Source organism: Microbacterium sp. NPDC057658, assembly GCF_042799975.1.
GTDB lineage: Bacteria > Actinomycetota > Actinomycetes > Actinomycetales > Microbacteriaceae > Microbacterium.
In genome coordinates this window covers 2,015,595-2,031,290 of sequence record NZ_JBHVHT010000001.1, presented here as the reverse complement: position 1 = coordinate 2,031,290, position 15,696 = coordinate 2,015,595, and the positions used below count along the sequence as shown (strand labels likewise).

The following is a 15,696-nucleotide window of genomic DNA, read 5'->3' as shown; positions in this document are numbered from 1 at the left end:
GTCCGCGCGGACCGGTGCGCTCAGGCATCGCCCGCGACAGCCGCCGCGTACCGTTCGAGGAAGAGCGCCTCGACGAGTGCCATGTTCTCGATCTCGGTGGGATCGACGCTCTCGTTCGGCGCGTGGATGAGGCACAGCGGTTCCTCGACCCCCATCAGCATGATCTCCGCGTCGGGGAACGTCTCGGCGAACACGGCGCACAGCGGGATCGATCCTCCCTGACCCTGCGTGATGAGCTCGCGACCGTACGCGTCGTGCATCGCCGCACGCATCGTCTCGAAGCCCGGGCCGGCGAGCGTCGACTGGAACGGCGCCCCCTCCGCCTCCGGCTCGATCTCGACCTCCACATTCCACGGTGCCGCGGCGGTGAGGTGCGCGATCAGGGCCTCCTGCGCCTCGGCGGGGTCGGTGCCCGGCGGGATCCTGAGCTCGATCCGCGCACGGGCCGAGCCCTGGATCGCGGCGGAGGAGCCGACGACGTCGGGACAGTCGATCCCGAGGACCGTCGCGGTCGGGCGCGCCCACACCATGTCGGCGACGGCGTCGCCGAGCAGGTCCACCCCCTCGATGACGTTCGCATCCGCACGGAACCGCTCGGCATCGTACCGGGCGCCGTCCCACCGCTGCGAGGCGTCCACCCCGGTCACGGTCGTGTTCCCCCGTTCGTCACGGAGAGTGGCGAGGATAGCGATGAGCGCGGCGAGCGCGTCCGGCGCGGCGCCTCCGAACATGCCGGAGTGCATGGGACTGGTGAGGGCGCGGACGGTGAGGACGACCTTGGTCATGCCCCGCAGGCTGGTGGTGAGGCTCGGCACTCCGACCGCGAAGTTGCCGGTGTCGCAGACCAGGATCGCGTCGGCCCGCAGCAGATCGGCGTTCTCGGGGACGAACGCCTCCAGGCCTCCCGTGCCCTGCTCCTCCGAGCCCTCCCCCACGATCTTGACGGTGACCGGGAGATCGTCGCCGAGCGCGCGCAACGCGGTGAGGTGCATCGCGATGTTCCCCTTGCAGTCCGCCGCTCCCCGTCCGAACCATCTGCCGTTCCGCTCCGTCAGCTCCCACACCGGACTGTCCCATGCCGCGTCGTCGAGCGGCGGCTGCACGTCGTGGTGGAAGTACAGCAGCACGGTCGGCGCGCCGGGCGGACCCGGTCTGTGCCCGCAGACCGCCTGGCTGCCGTCGGGCGTCTCGTATCCCCGGACGTCCTGGAAGCCCAGGTCGCGGAAGGTGTCGACGAGGAAGTCGATCATCCCCTGGCATTCCTCGGGCGGGAACTGCTCCGCATCGTGCACCGACCGGAAGGCCACCATGGATGCGAGGTCGCGCTGCGCCTGCGGCATGAGGTCGTGGATGGTCGATCGCAGCTTCTCTTCGGACATCAGGTCTTCTCTCTCGTCGGGTTCCGCACCGGCCTCCGACTCAGCGGCGGATCGTGTCGCTGAGATTCAGGCCGTCGATGAAGTCCTCGGCGTCGGGGATGCTGTCGGGACAGTAGGTCTGCACGATGGCCAGCAGGCCGGTGGCCAGGGTGCGGTCGGCGATGACGGCGCGGGTGAAGAACGCACCCCCGACCGACATGTTCAGCTTCGCGAGTCCGCGCCCCACCCCCGGCTCCACCGCGTCGCACACCGACCCGCCGTCCGTGCCGAGCACCCTGGCCACCTCGACCGGGTCCCGCAGCTCCGGCAACCCGGCCTCCTGGAAGGCCACGTTGAGCTCCTGCGCCTTGTCGAGGGCCTCCTCGGTCGATCGGTTGTAATTGAAGGTGATCAGCATCGTCACCAGGAGCAGGGCCATCACGGCGCCGACGCTCCAATAGATGATTCGATGGGTCATGATGGTGCCTCCTCGGACGTGGTCGCCGGGGCGACCTGCCAGCTCGGACGCCGCAGCTTCACGAGCAGGAACGGAATGACGAAGCCGAGCAGGAGGATTCCGCCGCCGACGATGGCGACGAAGATCAGGGGGTTCCCGTCACCGAACTGGGACGGCGGCACGAAGCTGATCAGGATCGCGGCGAGCGAGGCGGTGAAGCCCACCACGCAGAGCAGGTTGAGGAACGGCGCGCGGTAGCCCCGGGGGTGATCCGGCTGGCGCCGGCGCAGGTTCATCGCGGCGATGAAGAGCCAGAGGTACATGAGCAGATAGACCGAGGTCGTGATGGTCATGAACATCCAGTACGCGTCGGACACCGCCGGGACGAAGGCGAACAGCAGGGCCAGGATGGTCGTCACGATGCCCTGGGCCGCGAGGATGTTGATCTGCACGCCCTCGGCGTTCGTCTTCTGGAACCACGGCGGCATGTACCCTCCCCCGCGCGAGGCCAGCAGCAGGCTCTTGGACGGACCGGACAGCCAGGTGAGGAACCCGGCGAGGGACGCGGAGACGATGGCCAGACCGACGATCGGCGTGAGCCATTGGATGCCGAAGTGCGCGAAGACCGCGTCGAACGCCTGCATCACCCCCGCCGTCAGACTCAGCTCCTCCGCGGGGATGAACCAGCTGATCACCAGCGGCGGCAGGGTCAGCACCAGCAGCACCAGGATCATCGCCAGGAACATGGCCTTCGGGAACTGCTTCCCCGGATCCTTGAGGCGGTTGACGTGCACGGCGTTCATCTCCATCCCGGAGTAGGCGCCGAAGTTGCTGACGATGAGGACGATGCTGGCGATGCCGGTCCAGGCGGGCAGCAGGTGGTCCGGCGTCATCGGCGCCGCCGACGCGTTCCCCTGCCCCAGGTAGATCACCCCGAGGACGACCAGGAGGCAGCCGGGGATGAGGGTGCCGACCATCACGCCGCTGGAGGCGAGCTTGGCGATGACGCCGATGCCGCCGCGCAGCGCGATGATCACGCCCAGCCAGTAGACGGAGATGATGACCACGGCCGTCCACACGCCGCTCGACGCCCACGGCGGATAGATCACGTATGCGAGGGTGCTGGCCACGAACGAGAGCAGCGTCGGATAGTAGAAGATCGTCATCGCGTACTGGTGCCAGGCGGCCACGAAACCCATGTTCGGCGAGATGCCCTCGCCGACCCACCGGGCGACGCCTCCGGACCATCCGGAGGCCAGTTCCGCGGAGACCAGTGCCGTCGGGATCAGGAAGATGATCGCCGGCAGGACGTAGAGGAAGACGGCGGCGAGTCCGTAGATCGCCATGGTCGGGGCGGGGCGCAGACTGGCGACCGAGGAGACGGTCATCAGGGCGAGCGCGGCCCAGCTGATGTAGTTGGGCCGTCCGGCCACCCGGCCGGTGGGCGCGGACGGCGTCCCTCCGGCCTGCGAGTCGACAGTTGACATGTTCGCTCCTCGTCGTCCTGAGCCGCTGCTCCGGACGCTCGTCGACACGGCCAGGAGAGGCCCGGAATGGTGAGATCAGGGTGGCGTTCCGCGCGCAGCCGCCGCCTCACCCGGCCGGGGTGATATCCCGGTGCGCCGAATCACCCCGCCCGGATGATGCCGTCGGATGACCGCCCGGCCACGCTGGGTTCGTCACATGACGAAAGGGCGGATCATGAACTTCTGGTACTCCTTCTGGGACATCCTCTGGCTGTTCTTCTGGGGCTTCGTCTTCGTCGCCTACCTCATGGCGCTGTTCACCGTGATCGGCGACATCTTCCGCGATCCCGACCTGAACGGCTGGCTGAAGGCGCTGTGGATGATCTTCCTGATCTTCGTGCCCTTCCTCACCCTGTTCGTGTACCTCATCGCCCGGGGGCGCTCCATGGCCGAACGCAGCACCCGGGAGGCGATCGAGACCCGCCAGGCCACGGACGACTACATCCGGGGCGTCGCGGGGTCCAGCTCCGTCGACGAGATCGCGAAGGCGAAGTCGCTCTTCGATGCCGGAGCGATCACCGCCGAGGAGTTCGCGGATCTGAAGCGCAGAGCGCTCCAGGCGGGATGAGCACCGCGCCAGGGGTCGGACCATGAACCTCCGCTTCTGGCGGCGTGGGGCGGGCGCTGCTCCGGACCGGGGCGCAGCCCCGCCGGTGGCTGCCGATCCCCTCCCCACCGCATCGGGCCCGCCCCGGGTGGCGTTCATCCTCATGGGCTGCGGTGGAGCGGCAGCCGCCGCGTTCGGTCTCTGGGCCGTGCGCGGGATCGCGGCACCGGTCCTGCTCGCTCTCGTCCTCACGATCTGCGCCCACCCGATCCGCGCCGTCCTGGAGCGGATCCGCGTCCCCCGCGGCGCGGCGACGGTCATCGCCATGCTCCTCGTCTTCGCCCTGCTGGCGGCGTTCGCCGCGGCGCTGGTCATCGCGCTCGCCCAGTTCACGACGCTGATCCCGGAGTACACGCCTCAGCTCCAGCAGATCGGCGCGAACATCGGCGCGTGGCTGTCCGGCCTCGGGATCGACGCGGCGTCCGCGGAGACGATCGTCTCGGGTCTCGAGCCGTCGAACCTCCTGGACTTCGCCGCGGGGCTCCTCGGCGGCGTGACAGGGATCGTGTTCGGACTCGTCGTGATCCTGACCCTCGTGATGCTGATGGCGATGGACGGGGCCTACCTGCCCGCACTCCTGGACCAGATGCGTCCGCGCCGTCCCGACCTCGTGGGGGCCTTCGCCGGCTTCGCCACGAGCGTGCGCCGCTACATGATCGCCGCCACGGGACTCGGCGTCCTGCAGAGCACCCTGAACTGGATCGCGCTGGCGGTGCTCCAGGTGCCGGCCGCCTTCCTCTGGGCGCTGCTGTCCTTCATCTGCAGCTTCATCCCCAACGTCGGCTACTTCATCGCCATCATCCCGCCGGCCGTCTTCGGGTTCCTCGCGGGCGGCTGGCCCACCGGCATCGCGGTCATCGTCGTCTACGGCATCATCAACGTGATCGTCCAGTCCATCGTGCAACCCCTCCTGGTGGCCAACGTCGTGGCGCTGAACCAGACGCTCACCTTCGTGTCCGTGCTGTTCTGGGCCGTCATCCTCGGCCCCGTCGGCGCTCTGCTCGCCGTCCCGCTCACGCTGCTGGTGCGGACCATCCTCATCGATGCCGATCCGCGCGCCAGACTGTGGCGCCCGCTGACCGGGGACATCGACGAGGCCAAGGAGCTGATCGAGGCCAGAGACGCCGACCGGAAGGCGACGCGGGTGGCGCGCAAGGAGGAACGGCAGCGCCGCGCGAAGCCGCTGTGAACCTCAGCCGCCCCGCACCGGCACCGGGACGTCCGCGCCGCCCTCACGGGTGAGGCGTACCCCCACCCGCACCACCGACGGCGCCGGTGCGAACCCCCCTGCGAAGAGGGCCTCGCCCTGGCGGAACCCCGTCGCCCGCGCGAGGATGCCCGCGGGGACGAACCCGAACGTCCTGGCGAGGTCGTCGAGGTCGACCGCCGAGGTCATCTTCATGAGCGCGAGGTTGTCGCACTGGGACAGGATGCTCGGATCGATCCGCGAGGGCCGCTGCGTGGAGAGCAGGAGCCAGAGGCCGAACTTGCGGCCCTCGGCGGCGATCTGCACGATGCGCTCCCGGACGAGGGCGCGCAACGGGCTGCCGCCGTCGGGGGCGCAGAGGTTGTGCGCCTCGTCGATGACGATCAGGATCGGCCGCCGTCGCTCGCGCTGCGCCCACAGGTCGTCCAGCACCGCCAGGGCCACGACCAGAGGCTCGTCCGGAGCGGTGAACCCTCCGAGATCCAGCACGGTCGCATCCGGACGCGCATCGATCACCGCGGTGACGGGCTCCGACCCCCGCGCCCAGACGTTCCAGTCGATCAGACCGAGGTTCTGGATGCGGGCCGCGAGATCCAGGGCCGCCGGAGTCCGCCGTTCGAGCAGCCGCGGCACCACCGCGTGCGAGTCGAGCGTGCCGACCGTCTCCTCCAGACGTACCAGCTCGTTGTACTCGGCCCGATCGTCCAGCGGATGCAGACGGAGCACCGCCGCCCTGGACTGTATCGGAAGGTCGACGAACCGCACGCGCAGCGCATCCGCACCGTCGGCGGTCGGCCGGAGGATACGGATGTCGCGCTCCGCCAGCAGGCGCCGGGCCGCGGGCGGCGCGCTCCCCCCATCGGACTCGCGCATGCGGACGAAGTCGGCGTTCGGGTCGAAGATCACCATCGGAAGGGCGGTCCGCAGGAGGATCTGCTCGAGGAGCACGCCGAGAGCATACGTCTTGCCCGAGCCGCTCTGACCGCACCAGAACGTGTGCCGGTTCAGGCGGCGCGGCAGCAGGTGCGCGGGGACGTCGCCGTCGACGAGATGCGACCCGATGTCGAGCGACGCCGCGACGCCGTCGTACAGCGCCGCGATCATCGAGGCCGCGGCCGGGCGCATGTCGGCCATCGGGAACGGGACGGACAGCCGGCTGTCGGGGGCGCCGCCCTCCCCGGGGATCGCCCCCAGGATCCGTCCACCACCGTGCACGTCACCGCCGATCGTGAACCCGACGTCCTCGACCTGGCCGAGCTGGAGCGCTCCGGTGGCCGGGCGCAGCGTCACGAAACCTCCCGGCTCGAAGCCCGGCTCCAACGGCCCGGCGAACTGGAAGCGGCGTCCGTCCAGCGAGACCACCCGCGCCTCGGCGGTGAGGGTGCCGTCATCGATCATCGCCCGCTCCTTCGACCCCGCCGCTCCGGCGCTCAGCGGCAGAGTAGCCAGGTCGGACGCGGAAGCGGAAGGCCTCCCGCCGGCTCCCGAGGGATCTCATCCTCGCCGGGTGAGAAGATCGCGCCCCGCCCGCGGCGTGGGACGGTCAGCATCACCCGCGGCGGATGACGACCCGGCGGCCGACCGATCGTATCGTCGGGCCAGGACCCGACCGGGTCAGGGATGAGGTGTCGACATGTGTCGGTGGTTGGCGTACGCAGGAGAACCGCTGCACCCCTCGGAGGTGATCCTCGACTCGCGGCACTCCCTCGTGGCGCAGTCGCTGGACTCACCGCTGGGTGCGGAGACCGTGAACGGAGACGGCTTCGGTCTCGGCTGGTATCCGGAGCCGGGCCCGGACGATGCCGGGCAGCCTCCGAAGCCCACCCTGTTCCGCAGCATGGAGCCGGCCTGGAACGATCAGAACCTGCGCGAGATCTCCCGCACGGTCCGGAGCCCGCTGTTCCTCAGCCACGTCCGCGCGGCGGCCGGCCCTCCGGTCCAGCAGACCAACTGCCACCCGTTCCGGCACGCGAACTGGCTCTTCATGCACAACGGCGGCCTGGCGGACTTCCTGACGATCAAGCGCGACCTCACTCTCGCCGTCGACCCCTCCCTGTACCCGGAGATCCAGGGCACCACCGACTCCGAGGTGCTCTTCTACCTCGCGCTGACCCTCGGCCTGCAGGACGATCCGATCGCGGGGATGCGGGCCGCGATCCGGGAGACCGAGCGGATCGGGCACGCGCACGACATCCGTTTCCCGGTGCAGGGGACCTTCGCCGTGTCCGACGGCACCACCCTGTGGGCCTTCCGCTACTCCAGCGTCGGCCGCTCGCGCTCGCTCTACCATTCGACCGACATCGAGACCCTTCGCCAGATGTACCCCGAGGCCGAGCGGCTGCGGGCGTTCGGCCGGCGCGCCCACGTCATCGTCTCCGAACCGCTGAACGACCTGCCGGGGGTGTTCCAGGAGGTTCCCGAGTCGACGGTCTCGATCCTCGACGACACGGGCTATCGCCATGAGCCCTTCCTCGAAGCGGCGTGAGGGTTCCCGCACCTCCGGTGGCCCGGCGCGTCCGCCGCGGACCGTCGGCATCGAGGAGGAGCTGCTCCTCGTCGACGCCCGGACCCTGATCCCGGTGCCGGTCGCCGGACGGATCGTCCGGGCGGCGGCCACCGCGGACGGTGACCCTCTCGGCCCCGCCCTGGAGTTCGAGGTGAAGCAGGAGCAGATCGAGGTCGTGAGCCCACCCCTGACCACGGTCGAGGAGATCGTCGCGACCGTACGTCGAGGGCGGGCGGCCGCGGACACCGCAGCGCGAACGGTCGGCGCCCGCGCGGTCGCTCTGGCGACGGGCACCGTCCCGTTCGAATCGCACCTCGCCCCCGTACTGCGCTACCGCCGTATGCAGGAGCGCTTCGGCCTCACCATGACGGAGCAGCTCACCTGCGGACTGCACGTCCACGTCGCCGTCGAGTCCGCCGAGGAGGGCGTGGGGGTGCTGGACCGCATCCGTCCCTGGCTCCCGGTGCTCCTCGCGATCAGCGCGAACTCGCCGCTCTTCCAGGGGATCGATACGGGCTTCGCCAGCTATCGGTACCAGGCCTGGAGCCGCTGGCCCTCGGCCGGCGCCTACGAGGTCTTCGGCTCGGCGGCGGCGTATGACGCGGCGGCCGAGGCGATGCTCAGGACCGGGGTCTCCCTGGACGCCGGGATGATCTACTCCGACGCCCGCCTGTCGCGGCACGCCCCGACGGTGGAGACGCGGATCATGGACGTCTGCCTCCGTGCGGAGGAGTCCGCCGCGCTCGCCGTGATCACGCGGGCGCTCGTCGACTCTTCCGCCGACCGGTGGAGAGCCGGGGAGCACGCCGATCCGGTCCCCGCCGCCCTGCTGCGCCTGGCGTCCTGGCGGGCCAGCAAATCGGGACTCGACGACGTGCTCCTGCATCCGCGGACCCTGCTCCCCGTCCCGGCGGCCGCCGCCGTGCACGCTCTGCTCGCCCACGTCCGCGCCCACTTCGTCGACGACGCGGAGGAGCGCTTCGCCGTCGGCGTGGTGCAGGAGGTCCTCGCCGGGGGCACCGGCGCCGCCCGGCAGCGGGCTGTGCTCGCCGCGGGAGGGTCGCGCGAGGACGTGATCGCCGCCGCCGCCCGCGAGACGACGGCCGCCCCGCCTCCCGCGCCGGAACGCCGATGGCCGCGCCCCCGTGGCGCGCCGCGCTCGCCCGGCCGCGCCGTCGACCTTCCGACGCGCGGCTAGATCAGCAGGCGGGCCTTGCCGGCGATGAACTCGTCTTCCGTGAGGAGTCCGCGTTCATGGAGATCAGCCAGCGCCTGGATCTGCGCGACGAGCTCGCTCCCGGCCCTGCTCGCCGAGACAGGTTCCGGTGACGGGGACCCCCACCGCTGCCGTTGCGCGCTCACGGCCTGCTGCGCCGTCATGTCGATCTGCGCCTGCTGCCGCTGCTGCGCGTACGCCTCGTCGAGGACGTCCTGCGGCACCCGCGAATCCTGACGGGCCCGGACGCCCCCGGTGACCGCCGTGGCCGTCCCCGTGACCACCGTCGTGGCCGCGGCCGCGCGGATGAGCCCTCCCCGCCCCGCTCTGCGACCGAACATCCCCCCTCCTCTCCTGTGCACGGCCGTCAGGTGACGGCGACCAACTCGTTGACGACCGCGGCAGGGATCTCCTGCGTCTGGAGCACGCGCCCACCCGCGTCGAACAGCGCCTGGGCGAAACGCCGTGCCCAGACGTGCTCGACGACGAGGATCGCCGCCGAGGTGCCGGGTTCGATGGCGGCGCCGAGCTGACGGATGTCCTCCTCGCCCGTCAGGCCCAGTTCGAGGAACTCGAGCCCCGCGAGGCCGTGATCGTCGATGACCTCCTCGAGCTCCCGCACGGTCATCGTCCCGCCCCACTGCCGGGACACGAAAAGCAGGTCGAGCACCCGCACGGTGCCGGCCCCGACGAGGTCGATGATCGCGGCGGCGACCTCCCTGCCCGGGCGGTCACCGTCGAATCCGATCAGGTAGATCTCGACGGGTCCGTACGGGAAATCTGTCATCGTGCCGCTCCCTTCCCGATCGAGGGTAGGTCGCAGGGCGGACGACCGACATCACCCGCGGAGAATGAGGCGGGAGATCAGTAGTCGCGGTCGACGAACGACAGGACGGGGGTGCTGCGGGTGCTCAGCAGACCCAGCTGCGTGGCGCGGGCGATGGCCTCGCTCCGCGTGGAGACGCCCAGCTTCCCGTAGATGTGGGCGGTGTGCGTCTTGATCGTGTTGACCGAGACGTAGAACCTCTCCGCGAGCTCGACGTTGGTGAAGCGCGTGGGGAGCAGCGCGAGCAGCTCCCGCTCGCGCTCGGTGAGGTGCACGGGCGGCCCGTCGGCGCGCTGGGCCTCGATCCCGTACGGCGCGAGCGCCCGCACCGCTTCGGCGATCGGTGCCGGGTACCCCTCGGTCAGCTCGACCACTCTCCGCAGCGTCGAGGGACCGGCGTGGACGAACACCGTCACCAGCACGTCCGCCTCGGCGAGCTGCAGGGCCTCCTGGAGAAGCGCACGGGCGCGACCGCCCATCGCGCCCTCCGCGGCGCACCACGACGCGAGGAGCAGACCGCGGACGCGGCCGAGCGGACTCCGCGCATCGGGGAGCGTCGTGAACTCCCGGAGCAGTGTCTGCGCCTCCGGGAGCTGTCCGAGCGTCAGTTCGGCCGCGACCTTCTCGAACATCACAGCGGTCGTGAGCGTCGGTGCGGTGCTCAGCAGACGACGCGCGCCCTCCGGAGAGCCGTTCAGCCGCATCGCCCTGGCGCGGCGTGCCAGCAGCGCCTCCGCGACGAGCGGGGGCGGTGAGCCGAGCGGCGTCGTACGGATCTGGTCGCTGCCGCGGAGGTCGTCGAGAGAGGACCCCGCGGCGAACGCCACCCAGCTCAGCGAGGCGCGGCAGTCCGTGCTCGCCAGTCGGGCTCCCACCCGCAGCGCGGCCTCGGCGCGGTCCAGCCCTCCTTTGGTGAGGGCGACCAGCGCGGTCGCCAGATGCGCCTCCGCGGTAGCGGGGTGGTCCTGCTGCCCGCGCTCCCGGGCCAGGGCCTGCGCCTCCGCCGCGAAGTCGCTCGCCTCCCTGGTGCGCCCGCACCACGCATGCACGAGCGCGAGGGCGCCCAGGGCACCGATCCGCAGGACGGAGTAGCCGGCGCCCTCCGACCGGAGCGCCTCCTCGAGAGACTGCTGCGCCTGGGGGAAGTCCCCGACGAAGAGGTACGCGCGTCCCCGGGACATCAGTGCGATCGTGCGGAGGATGGCAGGTGAGAGGAAGGTGGCCGGAAGTTCCGGGGCGACGAGGGAGTCGATTCCCTCCAGGGCGCGCTCCGCGAACTCGATCGAGACGTCGGGCCGGGAGCGCCAGTGCACGAGGCTCGCCAGGAACGTCTGGGCGTAGGTCGTCTCCCCCGCCGTGATGCCCGGCGTCGCCAGGATCGCCCGCAGGCGGTCCTCGGCGAGCGCGGTGGCACCGGTCGTCGCCGTCAGGACCGCACGCAGCAGCTGCACGTCGATGCGGCCGGAGAGGGCGGAGTCGGGGATCTCGTTGAGCTGGCGGGCCACCGCGACGGTGTCGATCTGCTCGAACAGATCGACGTTGCAGGCGACGATCGCGTCGATCGCGCGATCCCAGGCGTGCGCGCGGAGGAGGTACTCGATCGCGGTGCCGGACTCTCCGCGATCGAGGTGCCAGGTGGCCGCGCGCAGCAGCACGCGCGTCTCCGCCCCCGCGTCCGCCGCGCGCAGCTGATGCTGCAGGAGCTCACGCAGGAGCGGATGCAGACGGAACCACTCCCGGGAGTCGTCGAGGGGCGTCGCGAACAGCTCCCCCTGCTCGAGTCGGCCGACGAGATCCCACGTGGACGGCGGGTGGCCGAGCGCGGTGACCAGATCGACGTCGAAGCGGTCCACCACCGACAGCTCCTGCAGTGTACGGCGGGCCGCGGGCGCCATCGGATCCAGGACCTCCCTCGTCAGATAGCCCGCGACCAGGCGATCCGCCCCGTGGAACTCGGCGACGAACCGGGCAGTGTCTGAGCGCTGGCGCAGCTCCGACGCCGCGAGCTGCAGGCCGGTCACCCACCCCTCGGTGCGCTCCAGCAGCACCGCCACCTCCTCGGCGTCCAGACGACGGCCCGCGAGAGTGGCGAGGAGCGTGGCGGCCTCGTCGAGGTCGAGCGCGAAGCTGGACTGCCCGATCTCCCCCACCTCACCGCGAAGCCTGTTCTCGTTCCACACCTCCGGGGTGTCGATCCGGCTGGAGATGACCAGGTGCACTGTCGGCGGGAGCAGGGCGGCCACCGTGCTCAGCTCCGTGACGATCGACCTGTTCTGGACGGCGTGCAGGTTCTCCAGCACGATCCCGGTCTCGCCGACGGCTCCGAGACGCGCGGCGACGCCCCGCAGCAGGAGAGGATCGTCGTCCGGGGCGCCCCCGCGGCGATCGGGCTCCGGAACCGACCGCATCTCCGGGGCGATCCGCCGCACGGTGTCGATGAGGTGCTTCACGAAGAGGTGCGGATCGTTGTCGTCGTCGCTGAGGTCCACCCAGGCGAACCGGCGCTCGGGATGCGCACGGACCCACTGGCTCAGGAGGACGGACTTGCCCGCGCCGGCGGGCGCGGTGACGAGCGTGAGCGGCCGCAGGAGCGCGCCGTCGAGTTCACCGCGCGCCGCCGGCCTGTCGACGGCGTAGGAGGGGATGAACTGACCGCTTACGACCTTCAGCACATTCAGCGACGCTTCCTCTGAGGTCCCGTGAGAGGGGGACAGCGAAGTTCCCGTGGCGATGGAGCCTACTGAGGGTGACACCACCCCGGGAGATGCGGATCACCCGATCAGGGTGACTTTCCCGGAGTGGCTCGGCGCGCCATCATCATCCGCGACGGATGACGTCGGCGGCGCGTGTCGTGAGTACCCTCGACCGCACGCGAGGTGCTGCGCGATCCGTCGTCCGGTCGGAGGAGGTGAGGCATCGCCATGAGCCACCGCCGACGCCGGGGGCACCCCTGGAACACGAGCCCGGAGAACGAACCGGACGATCCGTACGACGACTACCGGCGGTGGCTGGCCGCCCGCCCGGCGCCCGCCCCCGCGCCGGCCCCGCCCCGTGCGCGGCGTCTGCCCCGCCACCGCGCCTCCGCTCTGGACGAGTGCTGGACCACGATCGACGGGGTGGACGTGTTCTATCGCGAGGCCCCCGCACCGGCGGTCTCCCGCACGATGATGCACATCCACGGCTTCGGTCTGTCCGGCCGCTACCTGCTCCCCACCGCGGAGGTGCTCCGACACGACTTCCACACCTTCGTGCCCGATCTGCCGGGTTCCGGTCGCAGCGCGAGGCCCCGCACCCCTCTCGACGTCCCCGGACTCGCCGACGCCGTCGCCCGCTTCCTCGACGACCGTCAGGTCGAGCGCGCGACGCTGGTCGGCAACTCGATGGGCTGCCCCGTCATCTGCGAGTTCGCGCGCCTTCATCCCGACCGCATCGACCGGGCGGTCCTGGTGTCGCCCGCGGGCGGCGTGCACAACCAGCCTGTGCAGCGCGCCATGTTGCAGCTCGCCAGGGACGGCGTGCGCGAGCCGCCGGGACTCATGCGGATCGCCGGCCCGGACTACCTCCGCTTCGGGGTGTCGAGCACCGTGCGCCTGTTCCGGGCCCTCACCCACTACCCGTCGTTGGAGCGGCTCCTCGCCCTGGACATCCCCACCCTGGTGGTCATCGGCGACCGGGATCCGCTGATGCCGGGACCGGAGCGGCTGCAAGCGGTGGCGTCGCGCACGGACAACCACGTCCTCGCGGTGGTCATCGAAGGGGCGGCGCACGCCATCAACTACAGCAACCCCCGCGAGCTGGCGAACGTCATCCGCCTGTTCATGGCGGATCGGCCCATCGTCGACGATCCCGCGGCGCCGGGGGTCACGCGCACCTACGAGATCCACCGCGGCTCGCTGCCGTCGAACACCTGACGCGGTCCGCCGTCCCACTATCACCCCTTCCGAGTGATCCGACTCCGCACGCCCCGGACGTACGGTGGCGCCGTGCGCCCACCGGGGGCGCGCGAACGAGGGAGTAGCCATGCGCACGATGGATCCCACCGCGACGGACACGCAGCCGATCGACATCTCCGCGCTCCTGCGCCAGGAGGCGGACGGTGCCGCACCGCCACCCGCCGACGCGCGGCACGACCAACCGGGACGGCCGAGATGAACGCCCCTGCCCCCGAGGCGCCGGCGTCCATCGCCGAGCACGGGCTCATCGGCGACCTGCAGACGGCCGCCCTCGTCGCGACCGACGGCACCATCGACTGGTTCTGCAGCCCGCGGTTCGACTCGCCCAGCATCTTCGGCGGGCTGCTGGACGAGGACGGCGGGAGGTTCCGCATCCGCCCGGAGACCGACTCCTTCACGAAGAAGCAGCTCTATCTCCCCGACACCGCGATCCTGATCACCCGGTTCCTCACGGACGACGGCGTCGCCGAGCTCGTCGACTTCATGCCCACGGCAGGGGAATCCGCCCGCGAAGGACACAGCCTGATCCGTCTCCTCCGCTGCGTCCGCGGAACCGTGACGTTCGCGGTCGAGATCGCCCCGCGGTTCGACTACGGCCGGCGGGCGCACACGCTCGAGGTGAGCGACGCCGGTGCGCTCTTCGTCGCCGAGGACGCACGGCTCGCCGTCAGCGTGGTCCGCCATCCCACCGATCAGCGGTCGACGGGTGCGCTCAGGGACGACGACGGAGACCTGACGCTCACGGTGACGCTCCACACGGGTGACGTCCGAGGCGTGGTGCTCGAGACCAGCCCGGACGCCGTCCCGAGGGAGATCAGCCCCGAGGAGATCCAGCGGCTCCACGACGACACCGCGAGATTCTGGCAGGACTGGGTGGGACAGTCACCGTATTCGGGCCGCTGGCGCGAACTCCTGCATCGCTCCGCGATCACCCTGAAGCTGATGACCTATGCGCCGAGCGGCGGCCTCGTCGCCGCTCCCACGGCGGCACTGCCGGAGCAGATCGGCGGCGAACGCAACTGGGACTACCGGTACACCTGGGTGCGGGACTCCTCCTTCTCGGTCCACGCGCTGCTGCGGATGGGGTTCCACGACGAGGCGGTGACGCTCGGCGGCTGGCTGAAGGACCGGGTCGCGGAACGCGCGTCGGATGCCGCCGGCCCGCTCGCCATCATGTACCGGGTGGACGGGTCCCCCGACCTCCGCGAGGAGACCCTCGACCACTGGAGCGGCTATCGCGGCTCCTCCCCCGTGCACATCGGCAACGGCGCGGCCGACCAGCTGCAGCTCGACATCTACGGGGAGGCCCTGGACGCCATCTGGTACCTCGATCAGCACGGGGCGCCGATCGGCCATCCGGGATGGGTCACCGTCTGCGAACTGCTCGACTGGCTCGTCGACAACTGGGATCAGCCCGAGGAGGGCATCTGGGAGACCCGAGGCGGCCGCAAGGACTTCACCTACGGACGGCTAATGTGCTGGGTGGCCTTCGACCGCGGCATCCGTCTCGCGACAGTCCACGGTCGGCCGGCGCCGCTCGATCGGTGGATCCGCGAGCGGGACGCCGTGTACGCGCAGATCATGGCGCTCGGCTGGAACTCCGAGCGGCAGGCGTTCGTGCAGCACTACGGCGACACGGTGCTCGACTCCTCACTGCTGAAGATGGCGCAGGTCGGCTTCATCGCGCCGAGGGATCCGATGTGGCTGTCCACGCTGGACGCCATGGGCGACGAGCTGCTCTCGGACAGCCTTGTCTACCGATACGACCCCGCGGCGTCCCCCGACGGGCTCGCCGGTTCGGAGGGCACGTTCTCCCTCTGCACCTTCCTCTACGTGGAGGCGCTCGCGGGTGCGGGGCGCGTCGCCGAGGCACGGCTCGTCTTCGAGAAGATGCTCACGTACGCCAATCACGTCGGGCTGTTCTCGGAGGAGATCTCGCCGACCGGGGAGCAGATCGGGAACTTCCCGCAGGCCTTCACGCATCTCGCCCTCATCGACGCGGCACTGTCGCTGAACGACCGGCTCGATCGAGCGCGCTGA

Annotated in this window: 14 protein-coding genes; 7 read left to right on the top strand and 7 right to left on the bottom strand. The window is 70.7% G+C overall.

The window, feature by feature from the left end:
- Positions 1–20: 20 nt before the first annotated feature.
- The 3 genes from ACFU8V_RS09620 to ACFU8V_RS09610 are packed head-to-tail and all read right to left on the bottom strand — an operon-like array spanning position 21 to position 3,302.
- The gene (locus ACFU8V_RS09620) at positions 21–1,379 is read right to left on the bottom strand and encodes a dipeptidase (RefSeq protein ID WP_303709537.1); all 1,359 of its coding nucleotides are present in this window, start codon (positions 1,377–1,379) and stop codon (positions 21–23) included.
- A gap of 40 nt (positions 1,380–1,419) precedes the next feature.
- On the bottom strand, positions 1,420–1,836 hold the full coding sequence (locus ACFU8V_RS09615) for a hypothetical protein (RefSeq protein ID WP_085606960.1): 417 nt from the start codon (positions 1,834–1,836) through the stop codon (positions 1,420–1,422).
- On the bottom strand, positions 1,833–3,302 hold the full coding sequence (locus tag ACFU8V_RS09610; RefSeq protein WP_144881014.1) for an APC family permease: 1,470 nt from the start codon (positions 3,300–3,302) through the stop codon (positions 1,833–1,835). Before ACFU8V_RS09610 ends, ACFU8V_RS09615 begins: the two co-directional genes overlap by 4 nt.
- 196 nt (positions 3,303–3,498) lie before the next feature.
- On the opposite strand from ACFU8V_RS09610, the gene ACFU8V_RS09605 reads away from it, so the two are divergent.
- Together ACFU8V_RS09605 and ACFU8V_RS09600 are read left to right on the top strand one after the other, a co-directional pair.
- On the top strand, positions 3,499–3,909 hold the full coding sequence (locus ACFU8V_RS09605) for an SHOCT domain-containing protein (protein ID WP_247640846.1): 411 nt from the start codon (positions 3,499–3,501) through the stop codon (positions 3,907–3,909).
- A gap of 22 nt (positions 3,910–3,931) precedes the next feature.
- Entirely contained in the window at positions 3,932–5,137 is a 1,206-nt protein-coding gene (locus tag ACFU8V_RS09600; RefSeq protein ID WP_303709536.1) for an AI-2E family transporter, read from the top strand.
- A 3-nt stretch (positions 5,138–5,140) separates the two neighbouring features.
- Here ACFU8V_RS09600 and ACFU8V_RS09595 read toward each other — a convergent pair whose 3' ends face one another.
- Positions 5,141–6,553 (bottom strand): ATP-binding protein, encoded by a 1,413-nt coding sequence (locus ACFU8V_RS09595; protein WP_303709534.1) that lies wholly within the window; start codon positions 6,551–6,553, stop codon positions 5,141–5,143.
- A gap of 247 nt (positions 6,554–6,800) precedes the next feature.
- Between ACFU8V_RS09595 and ACFU8V_RS09590 the strand changes: the two genes are divergently transcribed.
- Together ACFU8V_RS09590 and ACFU8V_RS09585 are read left to right on the top strand one after the other, a co-directional pair.
- The gene (locus ACFU8V_RS09590) at positions 6,801–7,640 is read left to right on the top strand and encodes a class II glutamine amidotransferase (RefSeq protein WP_378870692.1); all 840 of its coding nucleotides are present in this window, start codon (positions 6,801–6,803) and stop codon (positions 7,638–7,640) included.
- Positions 7,615–8,859 carry a glutamate--cysteine ligase gene (locus ACFU8V_RS09585; protein ID WP_303709531.1) on the top strand — a complete coding sequence of 415 codons (1,245 nt, stop codon included), beginning with the start codon at positions 7,615–7,617 and terminating at the stop codon, positions 8,857–8,859. The genes ACFU8V_RS09590 and ACFU8V_RS09585 overlap by 26 nt, the downstream gene beginning before the upstream one ends.
- On the opposite strand, the gene ACFU8V_RS09580 is transcribed toward ACFU8V_RS09585, so the two are convergent.
- The 3 genes from ACFU8V_RS09580 to ACFU8V_RS09570 form a co-directional block, all read right to left on the bottom strand.
- Positions 8,856–9,218, bottom strand: a complete 363-nt coding sequence (locus ACFU8V_RS09580) for an SHOCT domain-containing protein (RefSeq protein WP_303709530.1) — start codon at positions 9,216–9,218, stop codon at positions 8,856–8,858. The two genes, ACFU8V_RS09585 and ACFU8V_RS09580, sit on opposite strands and share 4 nt — an antisense overlap.
- A 26-nt stretch (positions 9,219–9,244) precedes the next feature.
- Complete coding sequence (locus tag ACFU8V_RS09575; protein ID WP_303709528.1) at positions 9,245–9,664, bottom strand: DUF6325 family protein; 420 nt, start codon at positions 9,662–9,664, stop codon at positions 9,245–9,247.
- Positions 9,665–9,741: 77 nt separating this feature from the next.
- Positions 9,742–12,375, bottom strand: a complete 2,634-nt coding sequence (locus ACFU8V_RS09570) for a LuxR C-terminal-related transcriptional regulator (RefSeq protein ID WP_378870687.1) — start codon at positions 12,373–12,375, stop codon at positions 9,742–9,744.
- Positions 12,376–12,624: 249 nt separating this feature from the next.
- On the opposite strand from ACFU8V_RS09570, the gene ACFU8V_RS09565 reads away from it, so the two are divergent.
- From ACFU8V_RS09565 to ACFU8V_RS09555, 3 genes are all read left to right on the top strand, one after another.
- Positions 12,625–13,614 (top strand): alpha/beta fold hydrolase, encoded by a 990-nt coding sequence (locus tag ACFU8V_RS09565; RefSeq protein ID WP_303709526.1) that lies wholly within the window; start codon positions 12,625–12,627, stop codon positions 13,612–13,614.
- A gap of 109 nt (positions 13,615–13,723) precedes the next feature.
- Positions 13,724–13,855, top strand: a complete 132-nt coding sequence (locus ACFU8V_RS09560) for a hypothetical protein (protein ID WP_303709525.1) — start codon at positions 13,724–13,726, stop codon at positions 13,853–13,855.
- Positions 13,852–15,696 carry a glycoside hydrolase family 15 protein gene (locus ACFU8V_RS09555; RefSeq protein ID WP_303709524.1) on the top strand — a complete coding sequence of 615 codons (1,845 nt, stop codon included), beginning with the start codon at positions 13,852–13,854 and terminating at the stop codon, positions 15,694–15,696. Before ACFU8V_RS09560 ends, ACFU8V_RS09555 begins: the two co-directional genes overlap by 4 nt.